The sequence below is a fragment of the Streptomyces sp. CB00316 genome (assembly GCF_001905595.1).
Lineage (GTDB): Bacteria > Actinomycetota > Actinomycetes > Streptomycetales > Streptomycetaceae > Streptomyces.
Map to the genome: position 1 here is coordinate 360,516 of NZ_LIXI01000011.1, position 25,137 is coordinate 385,652.

A 25,137-nucleotide genomic window follows, 5' to 3' on the forward strand; every position below is an offset into this window, starting at 1 on the left:
CCTCGGTACGGAACAGATGGGGGTGCACAGGACGTACGGGGCCGGTCATGAGGCCTCCTTGCGGTCCGCGGCCATTCCGGCGGCGTCCAGCAGGGCCATGCCCACGATGAGGTCGGCGCCGCCGAACTCCGGGTCGTCCAGCTCGGTGCCGTCGTCCACCGCGAACAGCAGGCGGCGCTCGCCCTGGCGGTAGGCGGTGCCGACCGGCGGGCTGGCGGCATGGACGGCGAGCAGGGCGACCAGGTACGGCAGCTCGGGGTCGCTGCGCCGGGCCTCGGCGAGCAGCCCGGAGAGCCTGCGCGGGGCGTCGTGCTCCAGGTCCAGCAGGGCCATGGCGCTGCTCAGCTGGGCGTCGCTGAACCGGCTGTCGTCCGGCGTGGCGATCAGGTCCGGCTCGGGCATCTCCATTCCGAGGTGCTCCCGCTCCAGCGGCGGGGTCAGGAGCATGTCGACGAGGTCGCCGACGCGGACGGATGTGGGGGTGCGCAGCCCGGTGCCGTGGGCGAAGAAGGCGTCGGTGGCCCGGGTGGACTGTTCGACGGGGAGCGGAAGGAGCGGGGCGAGGAGCTGCCCGTACAGATCGAGGCCCGCGTGGGCGGTCGGGGTGGCGAACGCCTGCCGGTCCTGCTCGGCGCGGAAGAGGGGCCCGGCCTCCAGCAGCCGGGACTGGAGCTGGGTGTGGCGGCGGATGCAGTCCTTGACGATGTCGACGAGCTCGGCGGCCCGGCGCTTGTGCTCGGGATCCTCGGCCTCGTCGCGCGCCTTGCGGATGTTGGTGAGGATCGCGTTCTCGTGGCGGTAGCGGTCGGCCACGTGGTCCAGGGCCTCGGCGATCATGTCCGGGACCGTGGTGAGCCAGTCGACCGCGCGGACGTTGCGCCGGGTCGCCTCCAGCGTGCGGCGCAGCGTCTCGGCGTACTGCACGGTGCGGTAGCGGGCCTGTTCGGCGGCGAGCTGGGCGTCCGCGAGGCGGCCCCGGCTGATCAGGACCTCCAGCTTGACCTCGGCGGCGATCTGGGCGCTGGTGACATCGGTGTCCAGGGCGCCGACGAGGACGTTGACCGCCTCGTCGGTGGCGCGGAGGTAGACCGCGCCGCCGTAGCCGGGGACCTCCTCGATCAGCTTGAAGTCGTAGTCCCGGCGGACGTAGACGCCGTCGGGCCCGAAGGTGCCGTAGACCGCGCGGAAGCCTCGGTCGACGCTGCCGACGTTGATCAGGTTCTCCAGGACCCAGCGCGCGACCCGTTCGTGCTCGGCGACGGGGCGGTCCGGGGCCTGGGCGCCGACGCGGGGCAGCAGCCTGGCCACTATCTGGTCGTGGTCGGCCCCGGTGTCGAAGTCCATGTTGAGCGTGACGTGGTCGATGGCCGCGAGGGCGACCTCCGCCATGGCGTAGACCGTGTACTCACCGGCCAGATTCGCCTTGCGCACGTCGAGGTCGTGCAGCGGCGCCGTGCACGCGAGCGCGCGCAGCCGCCGCGAGAGCCCCTCGTCGGCGGCGGGGCCCGGGGCAGGCCTCGGCCCCGCGCTGAGCTGCGGCGCAGCGCTTTCCGTGTCGGCAGGCGAAGTCACGAGGGACAGATTAGGTCCTCGCACCGACAACGGTCGAAACGGCGTTTATGCGACCGGTGCCGGGCGGCTCGCCGCCCGCCGCAGGACGGTGTGCCGGGCGGCTCACCGGCGGACCGCGGGCCCGTACCCGCCGCCGCCCGGCGTACGCACCACCAGCACGTCACCGGCCGCCAGTTCGGCGGTGTCGCACCCCTCCAGCCGCTCGGTGCCGCCCCCCGCCCGCTCGATGTACTGCTCCCCGAGCGCCCCCGGCTCCCCGCCTCCCGCCCCGTACGGCGGGACCCGGCGGTGCCCGGAGAGCAGCGCCACCGTGACCGGCTCCAGGAAGCGGATCCGGCGCTCCACGCCCCCGCCGCCGTGCCACCGCCCCGCTCCCCCGCTGCCTTCGCGGACCGAGAAGCTCTCCAGGCGTACGGGCAGCCGCCACTCCAGGATCTCGGGGTCGGTGAGCCGGGAGTTGGTCATATGGGTCTGCACGGCGTCGGTGCCGTCGAAGCCGTCGCCCGCCCCGGAGCCGCTGGCGACCGTCTCGTAGTACTGGACGCGGTCGTTGCCGAAAGTGAGGTTGTTCATGGTGCCGGACCCCTCGGCCTGGCCGCCGAGCGCTCCGTACAGGGCGCCGGTGACGGCCTGCGAGGTCTCCACATTGCCCGCGACGGTCGCCGCCGGGTAGGCGGGGTCGAGCATCGAACCGGGCGGAATCCGCACGTCCAGCGGCTTCAGGCAGCCGCTGTTGAGCGGGATGTCCTCCCCCACGAGGGTGCGGAAGACGTAGAGGACGGCGGCCATCACGACCGAGCGGGGTGCGTTGGTGTTGCCGGGCTGCTGCGGCGAGGTGCCGGTGAAGTCGAGGAGGGCGCTGCGGGCGTCACGGTCGACGGTGAGCGCTACCTGGATGACGGCCCCGGCATCGGTCTCGTAGCGGAAACCGCCGTCGTCGAGCCGGGCGACGATCCCGCGGACGGACTCCTCCGCGTTGTCCTGGACGTGCCCCATATAGGCGCGCACGACGTCGGCCCCGAACTGGTCGGTCATGCGGCGGAGTTCCGCGATGCCCTTCTCGTTGGCGGCGATCTGGGCGCGGAGGTCGGCGAGGTTGGTGTCCGGGGAGCGGGAGGGGTACGGGGCGGAGGTGAGCAGTGCGCGGGTCTCGGCCTCGCGGAGCGTGCCGTCGCGGACCAGGAGCCAGTTGTCGAAGAGCACGCCCTCCTCGTGGATCGTCCGGCTGAAGGCGGGCATGGAGCCGGGGGTGGTGCCGCCGATCTCGGCGTGGTGGCCGCGCGAGGCGACCAGGAAGCGGAGTTCGTCGCCCTCGAACACGGGGGTCACCACGGTGACATCGGGGAGGTGCGTACCCCCGTGGTACGGGTCGTTGACGGCGTACACGTCGCCGGGGCGCAGGGTGCCCTCGTTGCGCCGGAGCACCTCCTTGATGGACTCCCCCATGGAGCCGAGGTGGACCGGGATGTGCGGGGCGTTGGCGATCAGGTTGCCCTCGGCGTCGAAGAGGGCGCAGGAGAAGTCGAGACGCTCCTTGATGTTGACGGAGTGGGCGGTGTTCTCCAGGCGGACGCCCATCTGCTCGGCGATCGACATGAAGAGGCTGCTGAAGACCTCCAGCATCACCGGGTCCACGCGGGTGCCGACGGCCGTCCGGTCCGGGCGGGGGCGGGCCCGGGTGAGCACCAGGTGCCCGGTGGTGTTGGTAGCGGCCTGCCAGCCGGGGTCGACGACGGTGGTGGCGTCGTCCTCCGCGATGACGGCGGGCCCGGTGACGGTGTCGGTGGGGCGGAGGTCCTCGCGGCGGTGGAGGGGGGCCTGCTGGTCTCTGCTCTCGGCGTACATCGTCACGGTGTCGCGGGCCTGGAGCGCGCCCTCGCGGGGCGCGGGGTCACCGGGATCGGAGGCGTGCTCCCCGGTTGCCCCCGTGGCCTCCACCGAGACGGTCTCGACGACGAGCGGCTTGTCCATCGTGAAGCCGAACCGGGTGCGGTGCGCGGCGGTGAACTTTTCGCTCATCGCGGCCACGGAGTCCAGGGCCACGGCGAGCGCCGCGTCCGTTCCGGCGTACCGCAGCAGGACCCGGGCGCGCGTGCCGATCGCGGAATCGGGTACTCCGTCGGCGCGCAGGTCGTCCCGCGTACGGTCGGCCAGCTCCGCGCAGAGCCGGTCGACCCGCTCCCGTACGCTCTCGTCGAGCTCCGCCTCCACGGACTGCTCGCGCATCGCGGTGGCGTCGGCCAGACCGATGCCGTACGCGGAGAGCACTCCGGCGAGCGGTGGTACGAGGACGGTGTCGATGGACAGCGCGTCGGCGACGGCGCAGACGTGCTGGCCGCCGGCGCCGCCGAAGCCGGTGAGGGCGTAGCGGGTGATGTCGTGGCCGCGCTGCACGGAGATCTTCTTGACGGCGTTGGCCATGTCGAGCACGGCGATGTCCAGGAAGCCCGCCGCCACTTCGGCCTCGGCCGGCCGGTCCCCGGTGGCGCGGCCGATCTCGTCGGCGAGCTCCGTGAACCGTTCCCGTACGAGGTCGGCGTCGAGCGGTAGGTCGCCGTCGGGGCCGAAGACGGCGGGGAAGTGGGCGGGCTGGATGCGGCCGAGCATGACGTTGGCGTCGGTGACGGTGAGCGGGCCGCCCCGGCGGTAGCAGGCGGGGCCCGGTTCGGCGCCGGCGGAGTCGGGCCCGACGCGGTAGCGGCGGCCGTCGAAGTGGAGCAGGGAGCCGCCGCCCGCCGCGACGGTGTGGATGCTCATCATCGGGGCACGCATCCGCACCCCGGCGACCTGGGTGCCGAGCTCCCGTTCGAACTCTCCGGCATAGTGCGACACGTCGGTGGAGGTGCCGCCCATGTCGAAGCCGATCACGCGGTCGTGTCCGGCCTGCTGCGACGTGCGGACCATGCCGACGACTCCCCCGGCCGGGCCGGAGAGGACGGCGTCCTTGCCCCGGAACCGGGCGGCCTCGCGCAGTCCGCCGTTGGACTGCATGAACAGGAGCCGGATGCCCTCCAACCGGGCGGCGACCTCCTCGACGTACCGGCGCAGCACGGGTGAGAGGTACGCGTCGACGACGGTGGTGTCGCCGCGCGGGACGAGCCTGATCAGGGGGCTGACCTCGTGGGAGGTGCTCACCTGGGTGAACCCGGCCTCGCGGGCCGCTTCGGCGACGGCCCGCTCATGGGCGGGGTGGCGGTAGCCGTGCATCAGGACGACGGCGGCACTGCGCAGCCCGTCGGCGTGGGCGGCGCGCAACTGCTCGCGTACGAGGTCGAGTTCGAGGGTTCGCACGGTGTGCCCCTCGGCGTCGATTCGTTCGGGGACCTCGATCACGCGCTCGTGGACGACCTCCGGGAGGATGATGTGCCGGTCGAAGAGGCGGGGGCGGTTCTGGTACGCGATCCGCAACGCGTCCCGGAAGCCGTCGGTGACGAGCAGGACGGTCGGCTCGCCGCGCCTCTCCAGCAAAGCGTTGGTGGCGACGGTGGTGCCCATCCGGACGGCGGCGACCCGGTCGGCGGGCACGGGCTCACCGTCGCGGAGGCCGAGGAGCAGGTGGATTCCGGCCACGGCCGCGTCGTCGTAGCGGTCGGGGTCGTGCGAGAGGAGCTTGCGGGTGACCAGCCGGCCGTCGGGGCGGCGGCCCACCACGTCGGTGAAGGTGCCGCCCCGGTCGATCCAGAACTCCCAGCGTCCAGTCATGGCGCCATTCTGTTCCGGCGGGCGCGAAGCCGCAGGAAGAGAAGGTCACCCCTTCACTTCACTCCAGGAAGAGCGCCGCCAGCCGGGGCAGACGCCGGCGCATGGCGTCGGCGTCCTCCGCGTCCCAGTTCTCCCCGCTCGGCTCCCCGGCCCGTATTCGGCCCCGGTCGACCGCCTCCACTGCCGCGTGGAACCCGTCGGCCGCGCCCCCGGCCCGCGCGTACGCCGCCTTCACCGGCCCGTCCAGCGACTCGTAGCCGATCCAGCCGCTCTCCCCTCGGCTCATCCGGACCACGACGGGCAGCCCGGCCAGCGAGTCGGGGTCGGCCACCGCCCGGGTGAAGACCTCCCGCCCCAGCAGGACGAGCCCGTCGCGGAAGTCCATGAAACCGTCGTCGCCGCAACCGCCCTCGATGAGGTAGGCCGCGTTGCACAGGGGCCACCGGTAGGCGGACGCGGTCACCCCGTCCGCCGAAACGGCGAAGTCGACGATCTCCGCCGGATCCAGGGCAGCGAGCACGTGGGTCAGTGCTCCCGGCAGCGGGTCGTCGGGCAGGTCCCGGTCGTCCGCCCGGTCCCCGGCCGCCTCACGTGCCCGTCCGACGAGCCCCCACCACGTGTCAGTGTCCATGGTGAGGAGCGTAGGAGGGGGGTGTGACAACGCCCCCCCTCCTACCTCGGATCGCGCGGTCGGAGCGCCGGTGCGTCCGGCCCGATCCGGCTCCGTACCGCCGTCTGCACCTCGGCCTCCTCGGCCGGGTCGGCGGCGAGCCTGCGCAGGCGTTCGGCGACGCGGATGTCTCCGGTCTCGGCGTGCAGGGCGGCCACCTCGCGGGTGGTTTCCTCGCAGTCCCACAGGCACTCCACCGCGAAGCCGGTCGCGAAGGAGGGGTCGGTGGCGGCGAGGGCGCGGGCGGCCCGGCCGCGCAGGTGCGAGGAGGACGTCTCGCGGTAGACGTGACGCAGTACGGGGGCGGCGCAGGCGATACCGAGGCGGCCGGTGCCGTCCACGAGGGTCCAGAGCCGGGGGGCGTCGGGTCCGTCGCCGCGTACGGCCTCCCGCAGCGCGCCGAGGACTTGGGGAGCGTCCTGGGCGGTGCCGCGGCAGGCGAGGATCCCGGCGGCACAGGCGCCGAGGGCGTCGGGCCGCCGGGCCCAGCGCCGGGCGCGTTCCACGGCGGCGTCCCCGCACATCCGCTCGAAGGCGGCGACGGCCGCGTCGGCGACCGTACGGGAGGGGCTGAGGGCGGCGGACTCGATGAGGTCGAGGACGGCTGGGTCGGCCGCCTCGGTGAGGTAGTGCAGGGCGGCGCAGCGGGCGCCTTCGGAGCCGTCGCGGGCGGCCTCGATGATCTGGGGACGGTCTTCGGGGCCTGCGACGGCCGAGAGGCAGCGGGCCGCGGGGACGTGCAGTTCGCTGCCGCGTTCCAGGGCCTGCTGGGCCCAGTCGAAGACGGCCTGGACGCTCCAGCCGGGGCGGGGACCACCGGGGCGCATCTGGCGCTGCCAGCGGTCGAACGAGCCCTGTTCGGTGGCGGCCCGCACGCGGGCGCCGACCGCCTCGCGCGGGTCGTCGGCCCAGAGCCGCCAGGGGCGCGGCTCGAAGGAGTCGCGTGCGGCTGCGGCGAGCTCGGCGGTGCCTTCCTCGGTGGCCGGAAAACGACCCAGGACGGGCAGGGCGAGGGAGCGCAGGCCCGCGTCGTCGTCGCGCAGGGCGAGCTCGTCCAGGGCCCAGGCCCAGTTGGCACCGGTGGCCGCGTAGCGGCGGAGCAGCGCCAGGGCGTCGTCGCGTCCGTAGGAGGCGAGGTGGCCGAGGACGGAGAGCGCGAGGCCGGTACGGGAGTCCTCGGTGTCCGTGTGGTCGTCCGGGTCACCTAGGTGGCGCTCGATCTCTTCGATGCCGCCGTCGAGATCCAGGTACAGGCGTGCGTAGTAGAGGGAGCGGTTCTCCACCTGCCAGTCGTGACGAGGGTCGCTCACGACGCAGTGGTTGAGGGCCGCGAGGGCCTCGGGGCGCGGTGCGGCGAGCGCGTGGAGCGTGCCGTCGCCGCGGCCCCTCTGCAGCAGGCCGAGCAGGGTGCCGCTCGGCGCTATGAACGGATCGAACATGGGAGAAAGCCTCACATCAAGCTGTCGACGCAACCGGGACTGTGCAGTGCCCCGTGCCCCGTGGGCACGAGGGGGTGTCCTGGGGACACCCCTACGCCGCGCAGCGACATGATCGGCCGACCGCCGTCTTGTGCTTGGTGTAGAGCATCTTCCTCTGCCTCTCGTCGGTGGCCCGAAACGGACCCGCGACGTCATGATGACCCAGCCATTTCGCCACCGCGACCACATTTACGACGGACCGGTCAGCAGATCTGTGGGCGGACATGCGTGCGGGCGCGTCCGCACGCGTCTCAACGGGCACCGAAGCGTTCCAGCAGGTCGGCCTTGCCGAACATCCGGGCCGTGTCCCGCGCGGACGGTGTTCCGGCGGCGGGGTCGGCGCCCGCGGTGAGCAGGGCGTCGATGACGGCGTCCTCGCCCTTGAAGACGGCTCCGGCCAGCGGGGTCTGGCCGCGGTCGTTGGCCCGGTCCGGGTCGGCGCCGCGGGCGACGAGGGCGGTGACCGCCCCGGCGTGCCCGTGGTAGGCGGCGAGCATGAGCAGCGAGTCGCCCCGGTCGTTGGTGAGGTTGGCGGGGACGCCGGCGTCGACGTACGCGGCGAGCGCCTCGGTCTCGCCGGTGCGGGCCAGGTCGAAGACCTTGGTCGCCAGCTCGACCACCTCGGGATCGGGAGATTCGCTCATCGCGCGGGCCGCCTTCCTTGACCGTGCGGCGGCTTTCACCGCCGCTGTTGACCGGGGGGTGTACGGCAGGGGGCCGTACGAGTGAATCGACAGGGTACTGCTCCGGGACGGACATGACCGGGGCCGGATACGGCAAAAGATCACCGCGGGTGACTCCTGCCCGGCACGGACTTCGAAATACCGCGCGTGGGCCACAGGTTCCACTCCACCAGTCAAGTGAAAATGCGACTTATTCACTCAATTGCACCTTTTATCGCATAGATACTTCGCGTGATCCTGGAAGGACTCATGGTGACTGTCCCCTCAACCAGGAGATCCGCTCATGATCCTTTCCATCTCGGGCGTGGTACTGCTCGCCATCGTCGTCTTCCTGTTCTTCAAGAAGGACGGGCTCAAGGCGTCCCACGCCATCGTCTGCGCGCTGTTCGGCTTCTACCTGGCCGGCACCGCGATCGCGCCGAGCATCACGGCAGGCGGGGCGAGCCTCGCCGGTCTGCTGGGCGGGATCAAGTTCTGACGCTCCGCAACCGCTCCCACCCCTTCAGGAGACAGCTGTGGCACGGCGACCACTCCCCCGCGTTCTGAGCAGCGGCAGCGCTTCGATCACTCGCAGCAGAGAGATCGCGCGCACGGCCGCCGACAGTGCCACCGATGTGCTCCATCCGCTGATCACGATCCTGCGTGGTCTGCGGCTGCTGACCGTCTCCGGCCGGCAGAAGTGGGCCGCGACACCCAAGGAACGGCGTGGTCCCAAGCTGTTCCTGGCCGCGGCCTGCGTGCTCGCCGTGGCGCTCGTGCCGTACGGGCCGATCCTGGCCCTGATCACGGTGATGGGCGCCGCCGCGTGGAAGGGGCGGGAGCGGACCCCCGTGAAGACCGGCCCGGACGAGGCGGAGTCCACCCGCCTGCGCGCGCTGTACGAGGCGCTCGTGCCGTACTTCTCGGTGCCCGACGATCCAGACCCCCTGTTCGCCCACGGCGGCGACTGGGAGAAGGCCTTCGACGAGTACGCCTTCGACACCGACGGGCGGATCTCCCGCCTCCAGGTCTCCTACCCGGCGTACTTCACCGACGGCGAGGCCGCCGCCCGGTCCCGGATCGAACAGCTGCTGCACACGAAGTCGGGCCGCGCCCGTGAGTACCACTTCGCCTGGGACGAGGAGGCCAACCGCCTCGTCATGACCGTCCCGGCCCCTCTGTCGACCTCGATCGCCGCCCAGCACTTCGTGACCGCCCCCGGCGAGACGGTCCTCGGCTTCACCGACCCCGACGCGGTCCGGCGCACCGTCCCGGTCCGCGACGGCGACACGACCGTGGACGCCTCCCCCGTCGTCTGGCGGACCGGCAACCGCTCCACCGAACCCCACCTGCTGGCCGTTGGGCAGCCCGGCAGCGGCACCACCACCCTGGTCCGCTCCATCGCCCTCCAGGCTCTCCAGCAGGGCGATGTCCTCGTCGTCGACGGCAGCGGGACGGGTGAGTACGGCGCCCTCATCGACTGCCCCGGCGTCCTCGCCGTGGAGTCCGGCCTCAGCGGGGCGCTGGCCACCCTGGAGTGGGCCACACACGAGACGGAACGGCGGCTGATCTTCGCCAACCGGGCCCGGCAAGGGGGCCACCCCGTCCCCGAGGACATCAAGCGCCCGCTCTGGATCCTGCTGGACCGCCCCGGCATCCTCGGCCACCTCGCGGCGGCCGACGGCAGGCCCGACCCGCAGGAGCTGCTCCAGGTACCGCTGCGGCACGGGCGGGCGGCGGGCGTCACCGTGGTCCTGGCCGACCAGTTCGACGCCGTGGAGACCCTCAACGAGACCGTACGGACCCACACCCGGGCCCGCGTCGTCCTCGGCCCCGCCTCCCGCGAGCAGATCACCGCCGTGCTGGGCGAGGGGCCGAACACCACCCCGCCGCCGGAGGTCCCGGCGGGGCGGGGGTACGCGCGCCTGGGCACCGGGCCGGTGCTGCGCCTCCAGGTCCCGGCGACCCCGGACCCGTACGACGACGCCACGAGCGAGACGCACCGGCAGGCGGTCCTGGACGTGCTGCCGGAGCGACCGGGCGCGGAGCCCGACGCACCGGCCGACGACGCTCCCGGCTCCCACGACGAGGACACCGCTCAGGTTCCGGTGGCCGTGGAGGCCGCGCCGACCGGGCAGCTCGCCAAGGCACAGGCGGCGATCGCCGAGGGGTGAGCCCTCGGGCCGGCACGGAAGACACAGCGGGCCGGGAGACGGGCCGGACAGCCCGCTCCCCGCCCGCAGGCGTTCCCCGTAACCCTCAGGCCGCCCAAGCCGCTCAGGCCACGAAGCTGCGGGGCGCGTCCGCCCCCACGCCCGCGCCGGAGCGCACCAGCTCCACCGCCGCCGCGAGCCGGACCGCCGCCTCCTCCGCGACCGGGCCGCCCACTGTGAAGGGCAGCCGCACATAGCCCTCGAACGCCCCGTCGACCCCGAACCGCGGGCCCGAGGGCACCCGTACGCCGACGCGCTCACCCGCCACCGCCAGCCGGGAGCCGGAGAGGCCGCCCGTGCGCACCCAGAGGGTGAGCCCGCCGCGCGGCACCGCGAACTCCCAGTCCGGCAGCTCCCTGCGGACCGCGGCTACGAGCTCGTCGCGGTTCTGACGTGCCTGGTCCCGGCGGATCTCGACCGCCTGCTCCCAGCCGCCCGTACCCATCAGCCAGTTGATGGCGAGCTGTTCCAGGACCGGGGTGCCCATGTCCGCGTAGGCGCGGGCGGAGACCAGGGAGCGGATGACGTCCGGGGCGGCCCGCACCCAGCCGATCCGCATCCCGGCCCAGAACGCCTTGCTGGCCGAGCCGACGGTGAGCACCGTGCTGCCGGCCGGGTCGAAGGCGCAGACCCGGCGGGGCATGGCGATGTCGGCGTCCAGCCGGAGCTCGGTCATCGTCTCGTCCACGACCAGTACGGTGCCGGCGGAGCGGGCGGCTTCGACCAGATCCCGCCGCTGCTGCTCGTCGGCGAGGGCGCCGGTCGGATTGTGGAAGTCTGCCACCACATAGGCGAGCCGGGGCGCCGAGTCGCGCAGCGCCTGACGCCACCGGTTCATGTCCCAGCCGCCGATGCCCTCCTCCATCGCCACCGGGACGAGGCGGGCGCCCGTCTCCCGCATGAGCTGGAGGATGTTGGCGTACGAAGGGGACTCGACCGCGATCCGTTCGCCGCGGCCCGCGAAGAGGTGACAGATGGCGTCGATGGCACCCATCGCGCCGGTGGTGACCATGATCTGTTCGGGCATGGTGGGGATGCCGAGCGCGGTGTAGCGGTCGGCGATCGTCCGCCGCAGCGCGGGCAGTCCGGCCGGGTAGTCGCCGTGCGTGTGGGCGTACGGCGGCAGCTCCTCCACCGCCCCCTGGAAGGCGCGGGTCAGCCAGGGCTCGGGGGCGGGCAGCGAGGCGCAGCCCAGGTCGATCATCGAGCCGAGCGACTCCGGGGGCAGCGGTTCGAGGCCCCGGGCGGGCAGCGGGTTCCCGGCCGGGACAGCGGTCCAGCTGCCCGCGCCGCGCCGCGACTCCAGGAACCCCTCCGCGCGCAGCGCCTCGTAGGCGGCTGCGACGGTGGTGCGGCTGACGGAGAGGGCGAGGGCGAGTTCACGTTCGGCGGGCAGCCGGGCGGCGACCGGGACCCGGCCCTCCAGCACCAGCAGCCGCACGCCGTCGGCGAGCGCGCGGTAGGCGGGCGGCTTCCGTCCGGTCGGGCCGGTGGGCCGGGGCTGCTGGGCCTGGAGTTGCCGCGCGAGCTGAGCTGCCCCCACTGTCGAAGTCCACTGCGTCATCGAAATCAGTCCACCTTCCTCGAATTGGCCATGGTTGGCGGCCGATCCCCTGCCACAGGGTGACATGCAGCAGTCCACTACCACCACACCAGGGGGCAACACGTGTCCGACACCACCGCCCGGAGCGACACCCACCTCACCCGGCGGCTGGTCCAGCTGTACGTCGGTCTGACGCTGTACGGGGCGAGTTCGGCGCTCCTCGTCCGCGCCGAACTCGGCCTGGAGCCGTGGGGCGTCCTGCACCAGGGCCTCACCGAGCTGACCGGCATCTCGATCGGCGTCGTCTCGATCATCGTCGGCGCGATCGTGCTGCTGCTGTGGATACCGCTGCGGCAGCGCCCCGGGCTCGGCACCGTCTCCAACGTCTTCGTGGTCGGCCTGGCGATGGACGGGACGCTCGCCCTCGTCGGCGACCTCGACGGCTTCGGGGTCCGGATCCCGGTGATGGCCCTGGGCATCCTGCTCAACGGGGTGGCGACCGGGCTCTACATCGCGGCCCGCTTCGGCCCCGGTCCGCGCGACGGGCTGATGACCGGGCTCAACCGGGCGACCGGACGCTCCATCCGGCTGGTGCGTACGGCGATCGAGGTGGCCGTCGTCGTCACCGGCTTCCTGCTGGGCGGCTCGCTCGGCGCCGGCACGGTCCTGTACGCCCTGGCGATCGGCCCGCTGGCCCAGCTCTTCCTGCGGGTCTTCGCACTCCCCGCGCCCGCCACGGCGACCGTCACCCCCGCGCCGCCCGCCGGACCCGACCCCGTTGCCACCCCTCCATCCGGGCAGGCCATACTGCCGCAGTGAAACCGAGCCGCCACCCCTATCTGGATCACGCGACACCCATTGCCTTCGCCCACCGCGGCGGTGCGGCGGACGGGGTGGAGAACACCGCGGCCGCCTTCCGCCGGGCGGCGACCGCGGGCTACCGCTACTTCGAGACCGACGTGCACACCACGGCGGACGGCCGCCTCGTCGCCTTCCACGACCCGACACTGGACCGGGTCACCGACGCCACGGGAAGGATCTCCACGCTGCCCTGGAGCGAGGTGCGCCGGGCCAGGGTCGGGGGCATCGAGCCCCTCCCTCTCCTCGAGGAGCTGCTGGAGGAGTTCCCCGAGGCCCGCTGGAACGTGGACGTCAAGGCGGAACCGGCGCTGGAACCCCTCCTGGAGCTGATCCGCAGGACCGACGCCTGGGACCGGGTCTGCGTCGGCTCGTTCTCGGAGACCCGGGTGGCCCGCGCGCACCGCCTGGCGGGCCCGCGCCTGGCCACCTCGTACGGGGTGCGCGGTGTCCTGGGGCTGCGGCTGCGCTCGTACGGGATCTGGGCGGCGCTGCGGGCGGGCGCGGTCTGCGCGCAGGTTCCGGAGCGGCAGAGCGGCATCCCGGTGGCTGACGCCCGTTTCGTCCGTACGGCGCACGCGCTCGGCCTCCAGGTGCACGTCTGGACGGTCAACGAGCCCGAACGGATGGCGGCCCTCCTGGACCTCGGGGTGGATGGCATCATGACCGATCACATCGAGACGCTGCGTACGGTGCTGAGCGAGCGAGGGGCCTGGGCCTGACGCCGGGCCCGTCCGCGTCCGCACGCGACGACCGAGGGGGCGCGGGTTGAGCACCGGGACCGCAGGAACAGCCGATCCGGCCGGACGGCCGCCGGGCGACGGGCCGGCCGCCGCCCGCAAGCGCGAGCAGCACGGCTGGTACTTCTACGACTTCGCCTGCTCCGTCTACTCCACCAGCGTGCTGACCGTCTTCCTCGGTCCGTATCTGACGTCGATCGCCAAGGCCGCGGCTGATCCCGACGGCTTCGTGCACCCGCTGGGCATACCCGTGCGCGCGGGCTCGCTGTTCGCGTACTCCGTCTCGGCCTCCATCGTGGTGGCCGTCATCCTGATGCCGATCGTGGGCGCGGCGGCGGACCGTACGGGCCGTAAGAAGCCGCTGCTGGCGGCGGCCGCCTATACGGGTGCCGCGGCGACGGCGGGAATGTTCTTCCTGGACGGTCACCGCTATCTGCTGGGCGCGTTCCTGCTGATCGTGGCGAACGCGTCGATCTCCGTGTCGATGGTCCTCTACAACGCCTATCTGCCGCAGATCGCCGAGCCGGAGGAGCGGGACGCTGTCTCCTCGCGCGGCTGGGCCTTCGGCTACACCTCGGGCGCCCTGGTCCTCGTCCTCAACCTGGTCCTGTACACCGGCCACGAGTCCTTCGGTCTAGCGGAGTCCGACGCGGTACGGATCTGCCTCGCGTCGGCGGGCGTGTGGTGGGGCGCGTTCACCCTCGTACCGCTGCGCCGGCTGCGGGACCGGCGGGTGGCACCGGACGGCGAGGGGGCGGTCGGCTCCGGCTGGAAACAGCTGCGGGCGACCCTCAAGGACATGCGGCGCCATCCGCTGACGCTCTCGTTCCTGCTGGCGTACCTCGTCTACAACGACGGCATCCAGACAGTGATCTCCCAGGCCTCCCTCTACGGCTCCGAGGAGCTGGGCCTCGACCAGACGACCCTGATCGTCGCCGTCCTGCTGGTGCAGATCCTGGCGGTGGCGGGGGCGCTCGGCATGGGCCGGCTCGCCCGGGTGTACGGCACCAAGCGCACCATCCTGGGCTCGCTCGTCGTGTGGACCGCGATCCTGATCTCCGCCTATCTGCTGCCCGCCGACGCGCCCGTCTTCTTCTTCGTTCTCGCGGCAGCCATCGGGCTCGTGCTGGGCGGCAGCCAGGCACTGTCCCGCTCGCTCTTCTCCCACTTGGTGCCGCGCGGCAAGGAGGCGGAGTACTTCTCGGCCTACGAGATGAGCGACCGCGGTCTGAGCTGGCTGGGGCCCCTGGTGTTCGGCCTGGCGTACCAGCTGACCGGCAGCTACCGGGAGGCGATCATCTCCCTGATCGTCTTCTTCGCCCTCGGCGCGGTGCTGCTCGCGCGGGTGCCGGTGCGGCGTGCGATCACAGCCGCGGGCAATCCCGTGCCGGAACGGATTTAGACGTTGAAGTCAAAGGCCGGTAGTATACGTCTTTGGCCTGCCCGGAGGACCGTTACTGCGAGTGGAAGCAGCTCAACCGTTGGGTGACAACACCCTCCAGAGGTGACAAACCGGGCAAGGGTGGGTACCCAACCCAGATAAAGCAGCGGCACGAACGGGCGACGCATGACCGGCGACGGGAATCTTTGCCAGCGACCGGACGTTGACCGGATGACGACGACAGCGACAATTTGTCCTGTGGGCGACAAGCCCGGGAGGCACGATTCATGAGTGAGCGAGCTCTTCGCGGCACGCGACTTGTGGTTACCAGCTACGAGACGGACCGCGGCATCGATCTGGCCCCGCGCCAGGCGGTGGAGTACGCATGCCAGAACGGACATCGATTCGAGATGCCGTTCTCGGTGGAGGCGGAAATTCCGCCGGAGTGGGAGTGCAAGGCGTGTGGCGCCCAGGCACTCCTGGTGGACGGGGATGGCCCCGAGGAGAAGAAGGGCAAGCCTGCGCGTACGCACTGGGACATGCTCATGGAGCGGCGCACCCGCGAGGAGCTGGAGGAGGTGCTGGCCGAGAGGCTGGCGGTTCTGCGCTCCGGAGCCATGAACATCGCCGTGCACCCGCGGGACAGCAGGAAGTCTGCCTGACCGCGTAGCACCACCGCACTCCGCGTAACCATCGCATCGAGCGCGACAACAGCACAGCACAAGAGCCGCGGGCCGTGACACAGAACGTGTGTCACGGCCCGCGGCTCTTGGCGTACGGCCGGCATGTCCGGCGTCAGGGCGTGAGCGGCGGGCGCGGGCCTCGGGGGTCGTCGTCGGGGCCGGAGGGCCGGGAAGGGGGCTGCGTGCCGCCCTCGCGGATGACCTCCCCCTGGACCACCTTCCCGTCCGGCCGGTGCATACGGGCCTGCTGGAAGGCGTCCGAGAGGCTGCCGGGGGAAGCGGCCCGCATCCGGCGCTCCAGGGACCGCTCCGCCCGGCGGCCGATCAGGGCGCGGACGGGCGGGACCAGCAGGAGGAGACCGGCCGCGTCCGAGATCAGCCCGGGGATCAGGAGCAGCAGGCCGCCGAGCATCAGCAGCCCGTTGCCCTTGCTGCCCTTGCCGCTGCCGGGGGTGACCTGGGGCGCCTCGGTGGCGCCGGGCCGGCCCGGCGTCTGCTGGAGGGTGTCGGTGAGGTTCTTGAAGGCGCGGCGTCCGGAGCGCTTGATCACCACGGTGCCGAGCACCGCCCCGGCGACCAGGAGCAGCAGGACGGTGAGCCCGCCGGCGGCCGAGGCGACCACGGTCAGCAGCCAGATCTCCAGGACCAGCCAGGCGGCGAGTGCCAACGGCAGGAATCTACGGGCGCGTGAGCGCCGGGGACGGGTCGGGGGCGGAGTGCCGGTCGTCATGCAACCAGTGTGCCCGTACGGAGGTGGAAGCGGCGTAAGGGGGTGATCATGGACCGGCCCGTACGCGCCGGGAGGTCAGGCTTTCCTGCGGCCCAGGACCTTGTTGGCGCGGGAGGTGATGCCCCAGCCGGTGACCCGCCACAGCGCCTCGACGAGGATGTCGCGGCTCATCTTGGAGTCGCCCACCTCGCGGTCCACGAAGGTGATGGGGACCTCGACCACGTGGTAGCCGGCCTCCACGGAGCGGCGGGCCAGGTCGACCTGGAAGCAGTACCCCTGGGAGGCGACCTCGTCGAGTCCGAGACCCTGGAGGGTCTCGGTCCGGAAGGCGCGGTAGCCGCCGGTGACGTCGCGGACCGAGAGGCCGAGGGCGAGGCGGGAGTAGAGGCTTCCGCCGCGGGAGATGGCCTCTCGGCTTCTGGGCCAGTTGACGACCCGGCCGCCGGGCACCCAGCGGGAGCCGAGGACGAGGTCCGCGCCCTTGAGCGCGGTGAGCAGCCGGGGCAGCTCCTCGGGCTGGTGGGAGCCGTCGGCGTCCATCTCGACGAGGACGCCGTAGCCGTGCTCGGTACCCCAGGCGAAGCCCGCGAGGTAGGCGGCGCCGAGCCCTTCCTTGCCCTTGCGGTGCAGGACGTGGACCTGCTCGTCGGCGGCCGCGATCTCGTCGGCCGCCTTCCCGGTGCCGTCGGGGCTGTTGTCGTCGGCCACCAGGATGTCGGCATCCGGCACGGCCGTGCGCACCCGGTCGACGATCGGCCCGATGTTCTCGACCTCGTTGTAGGTCGGAATGATCACCAGGACCTTGCCGAGCGGGCCGAACTGCCTCTGACCGCCGTCGTTCACTGCTGCCCCTTAAAGTCCGTACACAGGGGGACACCATATCCAGCGCACCACCCCCGGGCTCCTACGCGGTCGCGCGGGCGCGTGGCACAGGCCGGGCAGATGGACGGAACTGCGGACAGAAGCACGTCACGACACGCGCGGAACTGCGGATCGGGGCCCGGCGCCCTTCGGGCCGACCTGGGACCCGCTGGCTGCGGGTCGACCGAAAGCCGTTGTCTACTGAACGTCCGGGCCCCACCCGGGTCGCACCCTCCGTCCGGCTGAAACCTTCCCTCGCCCCCGAGGCGCGGGCGCTGAACCTGGCTGTCAGTGATGGTGGGCCGGTGCGGCACACCACCCCATGACCCAGCGGCGTTCGACGACTGCGTGGAGGTCTACCGGTCGGACGTCCTGTGGTGGACCCGGCCGAACCTACCGGGCCGTGGGCGCGTTCTGTCAACACCCGCGCGACCTGGGCCTTTTGCCCAAATTGCCTGGTCAGTGCCCGGGATACACAGGTCGGGAACGCGTGCCCGAGCCTTCGATCGGCGGTACGGAATCCTCCGACGTCACTCGTTCGGTCGCACGTAGACCGTCTGTCCGGAGACCACCGTCCGCAGGCAGACCGGCAGTTCGGCGCCGGGGGTCAGGTCCGGCAGGCCGGGCGTGCCGGATCGGGGATCGGTGGACCACCGGGCGACTCTGTCGTCGGGGGCCTGGACCAGGAGTTCGGCGGTCCGCCAGACGGCGTAGTCGGCGGGTGCCCCCGGGACCAGGAGCCCGGCGTCGTCGCGGCCGATGGCCCGCCAGCCGCCCCGGGTGTGCGCGGTGAAGCCGGCCCGGACGGAGATGCGGTGGCCCGGGGTGCGGTGGTGGGCGGCGGCTCGGACGGTCCCCCACGGGTCGAGCGGGGTGACCGGGCTGTCGGACCCGAAGGCGAGCGGCACTCCGGCGCGCAGGAGGGCGGCGTACGGGTTCAGGGTCGCGGCCCGCTCGGCGCCCAGGCGCTGGGCGTACATGCCCTCGGGACCGCCCCAGGCGGCGTCGAAGGCGGGCTGGACGGAGGCGGTGAGCCCCAGCTCGGCGAAGGCGGCGATCGTCTCGGGGGTGAGCATCTCGGCGTGCTCGACCCGGTGGCGGGCGGCTCGGATCCGGGCGAGGCCGAGCGTCCCGGCGGCGGCCCGTACGCCTTCCACGACGGCGGTGACGGCCGCGTCGCCGATGGCGTGGAAGCCCGCCTGGAGGCCGGCCTCGGTGCAGGCGGTGACGTGGGCGGCGATCCGGGCGGCGTCCAGGTGGGCGGTGCCGGTCTGCGGGTCGTCGGCGTACGGCTCGTGCAGGCAGGCGGTGTGCGAGCCGAGGGAGCCGTCCACGAAGAGGTCTCCGGCCGCGCCGATCGCGCCGAGCTCCCGGATGCGGCGGGCGCCCTTCTCGTCGGCGATCTCCTCGGCCCAGAGGCCGAAGACCCGGGGCCCGGGCCGCTCGGCGGCGAGGGCCAGGAGGGTGGTGAAGTCCTCCTCGTCGGAGATCTCGGGTCCGGCGCACTCGTGGAGGGTGCCGATGCCGAGGGAGGCGGCGTGGTCGAGCGCGGCGCGCTGGGCGGCGGTCCGCTGCGCGGGGGTGAGCGCGTTGTGCGCGGCGGCGCGTACGGCGTGGTGGGCGTCGCCGGTCAGCGGCGCGTCGGGGTGGTATCCGGCCAGCGCGGTGACGCCCGGGACGAGGTCCAGCAGGGCGGTGGTGGCGACGGCGGAGTGCACGTCGATCCGGGGCAGGTACAGGGCGCGGCCGCCGGACGCCTCGTCGAGCTCGGCGCGCGAGGGGTGGCGCTGTTCGGGCCACCGCGCGGCGTCCCAGCCGTGCCCGAGCAGGACGTCGGTGGCGGCGTGCCGGTTCGCGAACGCACGGACGAGGCCGAGGGCTTCGGGGAGCGTACGGGCGCCGGAGAGGTCGAGCCCGGTGAGGGCCAGGCCGGTCGCGGTGGTGTGGACGTGGGCGTCGGTGAACGCCGGGGTGACCAGGGCGCCCTCCAGGTCGACGACCTCGTCGACGCCGCTCGCGAAGGCGTCGGCGGCCCCTTCGGAGCCCACCCAGGCGACATGCCCGCGTTCGACGACCATCGCGGTGGCGAACGGGTCGGCCGGGCTGTGGACGTCTCCCCCGCGCAGCAGGAGGGTGCGGTGTTCGGGGGCGCTCTGGGGGGCGGTGCTCTCGGTCATGGGACCAGTCTCGCGCCTGCCGGGTTCCGGCAGGCCCGCGGCCCCCTCAGACGCGCGGGGGCCGCGCCTCGTACGGGGTGGACAGGACGACGGTCGTACGGGTCGAGACGCCCGCCAGCGTACGGATCCGGGTGAGCAGGTGCTCCAGTTCCAGCGGGGTCGCCACGCGCACCTTGAGGATGTAGTTCTCGTCCCCGGCGACGCTGTGACAGGCCTCCAGCTCCGGCACCCCCGCGAGCCGCTCCGCGATGTCGTCGGGCGCGCTGGGGTCGAACGGCTTCACCGAGATGAACGCGGTGAGGGGCAGCCCGACGGCCTCGGGGTCGACGACGGCGGCATAGCCGCGGATCACCCCGCGCTGCTCCAGCCTGCGCACGCGCTGATGAACGGCCGAGGTGGACAGGCCGGTGGCCTTGCCCAGGTCGGTGTAGCTCATCCGCCCGTCCTTGACGAGCAACTCCACAATCTGACGGTCCAGCTCCTCCATGCGGATCAACCTATGGCCCCGGGTGCCTGTCGGCACAGTCGCGCGGGTCACGGAACGGCACCTGCGGGGGGCATGTGACGAACACCACAGACCTACGGGTCGGTAGCGGGCCCCCTCGCGGTTATCGGCCGCGAGCGGAGGGAAGTGCTTGCTGTGGTCGAGGCCGTGGCGCTGTGCCGGCCCACCCGAGGGGGGAAGATCCCATGCAGAGCATGAAGCTCACCGGACGTACCGAACCGGAGCCTGTCGATCCCGACGAGGACGACGGCGCCGATGTGTACGACATGTTCGAGATGTTCCGGGTGGTCTGCCCGGACTGCGCCCAGCCCATCGCACTGCTGGCCGACGAGGACGTCCTGCCGGAGCACGCCCGGTGCCCCACCCCGTGGAACCCGTTCGTGCTCACCGTCTGCTCCGGCACCGGCCGCGTCGTGGCGGACGCCCGGCCCGCCGACGAGACGCTGGAACCCCAGGAGCAGGAGGCGGCGCTGCTGCTGACGCTCCCTCAGGGTCTCGACTGGCGGATGCAGCCCTTCTCCCACGCCGGCGGCCCCGGCTCCCGCCCGCTGCGGGTACCCCGGGTGCGGCGCGAGGCCGCCTGAGCCGCCGCCCGAGGCCGCAGGGACATTTGCCGGGCGGGTGCTCACGGGCACCCGCCGAACCGGCACTCAGTTCACGGCGGCAGTGACCTGGCAACGCCCCGGGGCGTTGACGCCCGTATGACGACGCTGTATTCACGGGTCGGCTCGGGCCGCCGCCGTCTCGCTCCCCCGGCTCCCGAAGAACCGGTTCTCGCAGCCGCTGCCCCGGCCGACGGGGAACTCCCCGATGGCCTCCCCCGTCGATCCGCCCATCTGCAGCGCCCTGTTGCGGGGCACCGGCGCAGCAGCGGCCGGACCGTGCCGGGCTACCGCGCCCAGGAGTGGAACCGGGCCGCCGCGCTCCCCGCCCGGTCGGACCGGCCGCCAGGGGGTGCCAGGCACCCCCTGGGGGTCAGCGGGTCTCCGGGCCCGCGAGGTGACGTGCGATGACCATGCGCTGGATCTGATTGGTGCCTTCCACGATCTGGAGCACCTTGGCCTCGCGCATCAGCCGCTCGACCGGGAAGTCCAGCGTGTAGCCGTAGCCGCCGAGCACCTGGACGGCGTCGATGGTCACCCGCATGGCCGCGTCCGTGCAGAAGAGCTTCGCCATGGCCGCCTGGCGGGAGAAGGTCTCCCCCGCGTCACGCAGCCGTGCCGCCTCCAGGTAGAGCGCCCGGCCGGCCTCGATCTGGGTGGCCATGTCGGCGAGCATGAAGCGCAGCCCCTGGAAGTCCGCGATGGGGCGGCCGAACTGGCGCCGGTCGGTGGCGTACCGCACGGCCTCGTCCAGGGCCGCCTGGGCGACCCCGATCGCGCAGGCGGCGATGCCCAGGCGCCCTGAGTCCAGCGCGGACAGGGCGATGGCGAAGCCCTGGCCCTCGGCGCCGATACGGCGATCGTCCGCGACCCGTACGCCGTCGAAGTTGAGCTGGGCCGTGGGCGAGCCCTTCATCCCCATCTTCTTCTCGGGGAGGGCGGCGTTCAGGCCTTCGGCGTCGCCGGGAACGAGGAAGGCCGTGATGCCGCGGGGGCCGTCCACACCGGTGCGGGCGAGCACGGTGTAGAAGTCGGCGACGCCGCCGTGGGTGATCCACGCCTTGGTGCCGGTGATCACCCAGTCTTCGCCGTCGCGTACGGCCTTGGTGCGCAGGGACGCGGCGTCGGAGCCGGAAGCCGGCTCGGAGAGGCAGTAGGCGCCCAGCAGACCGCCGGAGAGCATCTGGGGAAGGTGCGTGGCCTGCTGCTCCTCGGCGCCGTAACCGGCGAGCGCGTGGCAGGCCAGGGAGTGGACGCTGACGCCGAGGCCGACGGTGAGGCGGGCCGCGGCCAGCTCCTCCAGCACCTGGAGGTAGACCTCGTAGGGCTGGTCGCCGCCGCCGTGGGCCGAGCCGTAGGGAAGTCCGAGGAGACCGGATGCGGAGAGGAGGGTGAAGACCTCGCGCGGGAAGTGGCCCGCGTCCTCCTCCTCGGCCGCCCGGGGAGCGATCTCCTTGGACACGATGTCGCGGACGAGCGCGACGAGCTGCCGGGACTCCTCGGTGGGCAGACGGCGTTCCACCGGCTGCGGGGCACGGTCGGACATGACGGCGCTCTCCTCCCTGTCGGGCGTTGCGACGGTCGCGCGCTCGGGGTGAGAGAGGCGCCGCCGGGTGATCTCCCGGAACGGAGCCGGGGAAAACAGACTGCCCAGCCGATCCTGCCCTTCCGGGTCTCGGGGGGTGCGGGTCAGCGGCTGTGGCGGGTTGAGTATGCCCGATCGGATGCCTCCCGTCACGGGGTGACGGGCTGGTCGGAGGGGATGCCAGGTCCGGGAAGTGGCTGACGCTCTTTCGGCGGCCTCCGTACGTTACGACCGGACCGGCTCCGTACCGCTGCCTCTCGCCGCACAGCGAACCCCCGTCCGGACGGGAGGTCTCTCGCTTTTCGTACGGGAATCTTTCCGACTTTATTACGGGAACCTTTTCGGCCACCCGGCCGACTACTGCCCCATGGGAAGAGACCGTGACGCAGGGCCCGGAGTGGGAGCGCGCGAAGGGGCTGACTACCTTGTCTCCATGCGTGCACGGGGCGGCCGGCCGACGCGAGCCGCCAGGGGCCTGCTCTGCGGCTCCGCCTGCCTGCTTCTCGGCGCCGTGAGCCATGTCGCGGCGGGCGGACGTCTGCCCGGCGCGGGGGTGCTCGCCCTTCTGTTCCTCTCCCTGAGCGTGCAGGGAGCGCTGCTCTTCGGCGGCCGGCGCCGCCGCTTCGACGTCGTGACGCTGGTGCTGGGCGGCACCCAGTTCGCCCTGCACGGCGCCTTCCACTTGCTCCCGGCGCCCGGCGGAGGCCGGCACTCCGCGATGGCTGTCGGAGGCGAGCATCAGGCGGCCGGGCCGTCCGGCGGCCACGACGGCGGGCACGTGATGGACCCCGGGATGGTCCTGGCCCATGCGGCGGCCACCCTCGGGACGGCGCTCTGCGTGATCCACGGGGAGCGGGTGCTGCGACGCCTCGCGGGCCTGTTCGTCCCCCGCGTCACCCCCCGGCCCGCTCCGCCCCTCCCCTGCCTTCCCCGGTCGAGCCCGGTGCCGCCGGTGGTCGCGCGGATCCGGTTCGGGGCGCTCCTCGCCCGGTCCTGCCACCGGCGTGGGCCGCCGACGGCGGCTGCGGCCTGACGGGCCCCGCACCCAGCCGCGAGCGCCGGAGGTGATCCGGCGCTCGCGGCTCCGCGCGGGAGCCGCCGGGTCGCCAACGCCACCGCGTCCACCGCCCGGGCAGAACCCCGGCCCCCACCGGCAGGTCGACGGAGCCTCCCTCCGCCCTGCCCTCCGAGGAGCACGCATGTCTCACGGAACCGAAGAAATACCACAGAACGACCACGACCCCACCGACGCCGCGAAGGGCGAGCCGGACAGCGACAGACCGGACGGCCCCGCGGAACCCGCCGCCACGACGGAGGGCCCCGCGGAACCGGCCGACGGTCCCGCCGCCCTCACGGAACCCGGCTCCGACCGGCAGCGGCCCGCCCGTTCCTGGGAGGCCGTACGCCACCTCCTGGTCCGGCTGCACTTCTACGCCGGGGTGCTCGTCGCCCCCTTCCTGCTGGTGGCCGCGCTGACCGGACTGGCCTACACCTTCACGCCCCAGCTCGACCAGCTCCTGTACGGCGACCGGTTGCGGGTCGAGCGGGTCGGGGACGATCCCCGCCCGCTGGCCGAGCAGATAACCGCCGCGCGGGCGGCGCACCCCGAGGGCACCGTGGCGTCGGTGGTCACCCCGCCGGGCCCCGAGGACACCACGCGGGTGGTGCTCGCGGTCCCGGAGCTGGGCGAGAAGCAGCGCACGGTGTTCGTCGACCCGTACACCGCCGAGGTACGGGGTGAGCTGACGACCTGGTTCGGGTCGACGCCGCTCACCACCTGGCTCGACGACCTCCACCGCAACCTCAACCTCGGCGAGACGGGCCGCCTGTACTCCGAGGTCGCCGCGAGCTGGCTGGGGGTGACCGTCGTGGGCGGCCTGATCCTGTGGCTCGGGCGCAGTCGACGACAGCGTGCGAGGTCGGCCCGGGGCGCACTGCTTCCGGACCGCAGGGCCCGGGGAGTACGCCGGACGCGCAGCTGGCACGCGGCCACCGGGGTGTGGCTGGCGCTGGGGCTGGTCTTCCTCAGCGCCACCGGTCTCACCTGGTCGAACTACGCGGGTGAGCGGTTCGGGCGGCTGCTGGACGCGGCGAACGGCAACGCCCCGGCCCTCGACACCGCCCTCCCGGGCGCGGACGCCCCCGTCGAGGACCACTCGGACCACGCCGGCCACGGCGGCGGCGAAGCGACGGCCGACGCCGACCCGGCCGACTTCGACGCGGCCCTCGCGGCGGCACGGGACGCGGGTCTCGGCGGCGCGCTGGTGGTCACGCCCGCGGCGGACGCGGCGAGCGCGTGGACCGTGGCGCAGAACGACAACGTCTGGCCGGTGCACTACGACCGGGTGGCCGTGGACACGAGCAGCGGCGAGATCACCTCGCGCACCTACTGGGCCGACCATCCGGCCCTGTCCAAGCTCAGCAAGCTGGGCGTACAGGGGCACATGGGCGTGCTGTTCGGGATCGTCAACCAGATCGTGCTGGCGCTGGTCGCCCTGGGCCTGACGGCCGTGATCGTCTGGGGCTACCGCATGTGGTGGCAGCGGCGCCCCACCCGCGCCGACCGGCGGGCGCCCGTCGGCAGGGCCCCGGAGCGCGGGGCGTGGCGGCGGCTCCCGCTGCCGGTAGTGATCCTGGGCATCCCGGCGGTCATCGCCCTGGGCTGGGCGCTGCCCCTCCTGGGGGTGACCCTGGCCGGGTTCCTGGTGGTCGACGTGGTGGTGGGGGCGGTGCGGCGACAGCGGCGTACGGCCTGACGGTCCGGTTCACAGCGCTCGGCCGGGGAAGCACCCCGGCCGGGCGCCTCACCGGAGCTCTGCTTGCGCTTCGGGGTGCATGACGACCCCGAGCCGTCATCAGCCCGACCGGCTGCGAGAGGTCGAGCGTCTTCGCCGCGGCGGCCAGAACCGTGTCGGTGTCCCGCAGATGGACGTCCAGGTGGTCGGTGCGCCCCTCGGGCGTCCCGACCAGCAGGGCACGGGCGTGCGCCAGGACGAGAGGGTCGTTGTCCACGTACACGACCGTGTCGGGGGCGACGCGCTGGGCGACCTCGTGCGTGTTGTCGGCGCTCGGCAGCCCCGTGCCGATGTCCAGGAACTGCCGGATGCCCTCCTCCCCGACCAGGTGGCGTATCACCCGTCCCAGGAACAGCCGGTCCGTCTTCGCGTACTCCGGC

At 72.9% G+C, this 25,137-nt stretch carries 21 protein-coding genes and 1 pseudogene; 9 read left to right on the top strand and 13 right to left on the bottom strand.

Annotated features, from left to right (window positions below):
- Nucleotides 1-45: 45 nt before the first annotated feature.
- The 5 genes from AMK21_RS28565 to AMK21_RS28590 all read right to left on the bottom strand — a co-directional run bounded on the left by AMK21_RS28565 (nucleotide 46) and on the right by AMK21_RS28590 (nucleotide 8,066).
- Nucleotides 46-1,572, bottom strand: coding sequence for a hypothetical protein (locus tag AMK21_RS28565; RefSeq protein WP_073882052.1), 1,527 nt, complete (start codon nucleotides 1,570-1,572; stop codon nucleotides 46-48).
- Nucleotides 1,573-1,674: 102 nt separating this feature from the next.
- A complete protein-coding gene (locus tag AMK21_RS28570) occupies nucleotides 1,675-5,274 on the bottom strand; it encodes a hydantoinase B/oxoprolinase family protein (protein ID WP_073882053.1) in 3,600 nt (1,199 codons plus the stop codon).
- A gap of 58 nt (nucleotides 5,275-5,332) precedes the next feature.
- Nucleotides 5,333-5,905 carry a DUF4240 domain-containing protein gene (locus AMK21_RS28575; protein ID WP_073882054.1) on the bottom strand — a complete coding sequence of 191 codons (573 nt, stop codon included), beginning with the start codon at nucleotides 5,903-5,905 and terminating at the stop codon, nucleotides 5,333-5,335.
- Between the two features lie 41 nt (nucleotides 5,906-5,946).
- On the bottom strand, nucleotides 5,947-7,383 hold the full coding sequence (locus AMK21_RS28580) for a HEAT repeat domain-containing protein (protein WP_073882055.1): 1,437 nt from the start codon (nucleotides 7,381-7,383) through the stop codon (nucleotides 5,947-5,949).
- 290 nt (nucleotides 7,384-7,673) lie between these two features.
- Nucleotides 7,674-8,066 carry an ankyrin repeat domain-containing protein gene (locus AMK21_RS28590; protein ID WP_073882057.1) on the bottom strand — a complete coding sequence of 131 codons (393 nt, stop codon included), beginning with the start codon at nucleotides 8,064-8,066 and terminating at the stop codon, nucleotides 7,674-7,676.
- A gap of 322 nt (nucleotides 8,067-8,388) precedes the next feature.
- On the opposite strand from AMK21_RS28590, the gene AMK21_RS28595 reads away from it, so the two are divergent.
- Both AMK21_RS28595 and AMK21_RS28600 read left to right on the top strand, forming a co-directional pair.
- Complete coding sequence (locus AMK21_RS28595; protein ID WP_003970432.1) at nucleotides 8,389-8,583, top strand: hypothetical protein; 195 nt, start codon at nucleotides 8,389-8,391, stop codon at nucleotides 8,581-8,583.
- Between the two features lie 37 nt (nucleotides 8,584-8,620).
- On the top strand, nucleotides 8,621-10,258 hold the full coding sequence (locus AMK21_RS28600) for a hypothetical protein (protein ID WP_073882058.1): 1,638 nt from the start codon (nucleotides 8,621-8,623) through the stop codon (nucleotides 10,256-10,258).
- A gap of 103 nt (nucleotides 10,259-10,361) precedes the next feature.
- Here the strand turns inward: AMK21_RS28600 and AMK21_RS28605 are convergent, their stop codons facing one another.
- Complete coding sequence (locus AMK21_RS28605) at nucleotides 10,362-11,861, bottom strand: PLP-dependent aminotransferase family protein (protein ID WP_073882059.1); 1,500 nt, start codon at nucleotides 11,859-11,861, stop codon at nucleotides 10,362-10,364.
- A gap of 102 nt (nucleotides 11,862-11,963) precedes the next feature.
- Here AMK21_RS28605 and AMK21_RS28610 point away from each other — a divergent pair, with 102 nt between their 5' ends.
- From AMK21_RS28610 to AMK21_RS28625, 4 genes are all read left to right on the top strand, one after another.
- Nucleotides 11,964-12,659, top strand: a complete 696-nt coding sequence (locus tag AMK21_RS28610) for a YczE/YyaS/YitT family protein (RefSeq protein WP_073882060.1) — start codon at nucleotides 11,964-11,966, stop codon at nucleotides 12,657-12,659.
- Complete coding sequence (locus AMK21_RS28615; protein ID WP_073882061.1) at nucleotides 12,656-13,420, top strand: glycerophosphodiester phosphodiesterase family protein; 765 nt, start codon at nucleotides 12,656-12,658, stop codon at nucleotides 13,418-13,420. Before AMK21_RS28610 ends, AMK21_RS28615 begins: the two co-directional genes overlap by 4 nt.
- Nucleotides 13,421-13,466: 46 nt before the next feature.
- Nucleotides 13,467-14,840, top strand: a complete 1,374-nt coding sequence (locus AMK21_RS28620) for an MFS transporter (RefSeq protein WP_073882062.1) — start codon at nucleotides 13,467-13,469, stop codon at nucleotides 14,838-14,840.
- A gap of 266 nt (nucleotides 14,841-15,106) precedes the next feature.
- Nucleotides 15,107-15,481, top strand: coding sequence for an RNA polymerase-binding protein RbpA (locus AMK21_RS28625; protein WP_003959706.1), 375 nt, complete (start codon nucleotides 15,107-15,109; stop codon nucleotides 15,479-15,481).
- 133 nt (nucleotides 15,482-15,614) lie between these two features.
- Here AMK21_RS28625 and fxsA read toward each other — a convergent pair whose 3' ends face one another.
- The 4 genes from fxsA to AMK21_RS28645 form a co-directional block, all read right to left on the bottom strand.
- Complete coding sequence (fxsA, locus tag AMK21_RS28630) at nucleotides 15,615-16,232, bottom strand: FxsA family membrane protein (protein WP_073882063.1); 618 nt, start codon at nucleotides 16,230-16,232, stop codon at nucleotides 15,615-15,617.
- Nucleotides 16,233-16,307: 75 nt separating this feature from the next.
- Nucleotides 16,308-17,075, bottom strand: coding sequence for a polyprenol monophosphomannose synthase (locus AMK21_RS28635; RefSeq protein ID WP_073882064.1), 768 nt, complete (start codon nucleotides 17,073-17,075; stop codon nucleotides 16,308-16,310).
- Between the two features lie 548 nt (nucleotides 17,076-17,623).
- Nucleotides 17,624-19,270, bottom strand: a complete 1,647-nt coding sequence (locus AMK21_RS28640) for an amidohydrolase (RefSeq protein WP_073882065.1) — start codon at nucleotides 19,268-19,270, stop codon at nucleotides 17,624-17,626.
- Between the two features lie 46 nt (nucleotides 19,271-19,316).
- The gene (locus tag AMK21_RS28645; RefSeq protein WP_015607305.1) at nucleotides 19,317-19,757 is read right to left on the bottom strand and encodes an Lrp/AsnC family transcriptional regulator; all 441 of its coding nucleotides are present in this window, start codon (nucleotides 19,755-19,757) and stop codon (nucleotides 19,317-19,319) included.
- Between the two features lie 203 nt (nucleotides 19,758-19,960).
- On the opposite strand from AMK21_RS28645, the gene AMK21_RS28650 reads away from it, so the two are divergent.
- On the top strand, nucleotides 19,961-20,359 hold the full coding sequence (locus AMK21_RS28650; RefSeq protein WP_073882066.1) for a hypothetical protein: 399 nt from the start codon (nucleotides 19,961-19,963) through the stop codon (nucleotides 20,357-20,359).
- Nucleotides 20,360-20,491: 132 nt separating this feature from the next.
- Here the strand turns inward: AMK21_RS28650 and AMK21_RS35195 are convergent, their stop codons facing one another.
- The gene (locus AMK21_RS35195) at nucleotides 20,492-20,635 is read right to left on the bottom strand and encodes a hypothetical protein (protein WP_158070735.1); all 144 of its coding nucleotides are present in this window, start codon (nucleotides 20,633-20,635) and stop codon (nucleotides 20,492-20,494) included.
- Nucleotides 20,636-20,750: 115 nt separating this feature from the next.
- Nucleotides 20,751-21,923, bottom strand: coding sequence for an acyl-CoA dehydrogenase family protein (locus AMK21_RS28655; RefSeq protein WP_073882067.1), 1,173 nt, complete (start codon nucleotides 21,921-21,923; stop codon nucleotides 20,751-20,753).
- A 472-nt stretch (nucleotides 21,924-22,395) separates the two neighbouring features.
- On the opposite strand from AMK21_RS28655, the gene AMK21_RS28660 reads away from it, so the two are divergent.
- The gene (locus tag AMK21_RS28660; protein ID WP_073882068.1) at nucleotides 22,396-22,995 is read left to right on the top strand and encodes a hypothetical protein; all 600 of its coding nucleotides are present in this window, start codon (nucleotides 22,396-22,398) and stop codon (nucleotides 22,993-22,995) included.
- A 166-nt stretch (nucleotides 22,996-23,161) separates the two neighbouring features.
- Nucleotides 23,162-24,718: a PepSY-associated TM helix domain-containing protein gene (locus AMK21_RS28665; RefSeq protein WP_073882069.1), complete on the top strand. Its 1,557-nt coding sequence runs from the start codon at nucleotides 23,162-23,164 to the stop codon at nucleotides 24,716-24,718.
- A gap of 97 nt (nucleotides 24,719-24,815) precedes the next feature.
- Here the strand turns inward: AMK21_RS28665 and AMK21_RS28670 are convergent.
- Nucleotides 24,816-25,133 (bottom strand): annotated as a pseudogene (locus AMK21_RS28670) (SAM-dependent methyltransferase); the annotation flags it as partial.
- Between the last annotated feature and the right edge of the window lie 4 nt (nucleotides 25,134-25,137).

Coding starts and splice junctions, on each gene's coding strand:
- AMK21_RS28570 (WP_073882053.1), bottom strand. CDS start 5,274: ATGACTGGACGCTGGGAGTTCTGGATCGACCGGGGCGGCACCTTCACC.
- AMK21_RS28575 (WP_073882054.1), bottom strand. CDS start 5,905: ATGGACACTGACACGTGGTGGGGGCTCGTCGGACGGGCACGTGAGGCG.
- AMK21_RS28580 (WP_073882055.1), bottom strand. CDS start 7,383: ATGTTCGATCCGTTCATAGCGCCGAGCGGCACCCTGCTCGGCCTGCTG.
- AMK21_RS28590 (WP_073882057.1), bottom strand. CDS start 8,066: ATGAGCGAATCTCCCGATCCCGAGGTGGTCGAGCTGGCGACCAAGGTC.
- AMK21_RS28595 (WP_003970432.1), top strand. CDS start 8,389: ATGATCCTTTCCATCTCGGGCGTGGTACTGCTCGCCATCGTCGTCTTC.
- AMK21_RS28605 (WP_073882059.1), bottom strand. CDS start 11,861: ATGACGCAGTGGACTTCGACAGTGGGGGCAGCTCAGCTCGCGCGGCAA.
- AMK21_RS28625 (WP_003959706.1), top strand. CDS start 15,107: ATGAGTGAGCGAGCTCTTCGCGGCACGCGACTTGTGGTTACCAGCTAC.
- fxsA (WP_073882063.1), bottom strand. CDS start 16,232: ATGACGACCGGCACTCCGCCCCCGACCCGTCCCCGGCGCTCACGCGCC.
- AMK21_RS28640 (WP_073882065.1), bottom strand. CDS start 19,270: ATGACCGAGAGCACCGCCCCCCAGAGCGCCCCCGAACACCGCACCCTC.
- AMK21_RS28645 (WP_015607305.1), bottom strand. CDS start 19,757: ATGGAGGAGCTGGACCGTCAGATTGTGGAGTTGCTCGTCAAGGACGGG.
- AMK21_RS28650 (WP_073882066.1), top strand. CDS start 19,961: ATGCAGAGCATGAAGCTCACCGGACGTACCGAACCGGAGCCTGTCGAT.
- AMK21_RS28655 (WP_073882067.1), bottom strand. CDS start 21,923: ATGTCCGACCGTGCCCCGCAGCCGGTGGAACGCCGTCTGCCCACCGAG.
- AMK21_RS28660 (WP_073882068.1), top strand. CDS start 22,396: ATGCGTGCACGGGGCGGCCGGCCGACGCGAGCCGCCAGGGGCCTGCTC.
- AMK21_RS28665 (WP_073882069.1), top strand. CDS start 23,162: ATGTCTCACGGAACCGAAGAAATACCACAGAACGACCACGACCCCACC.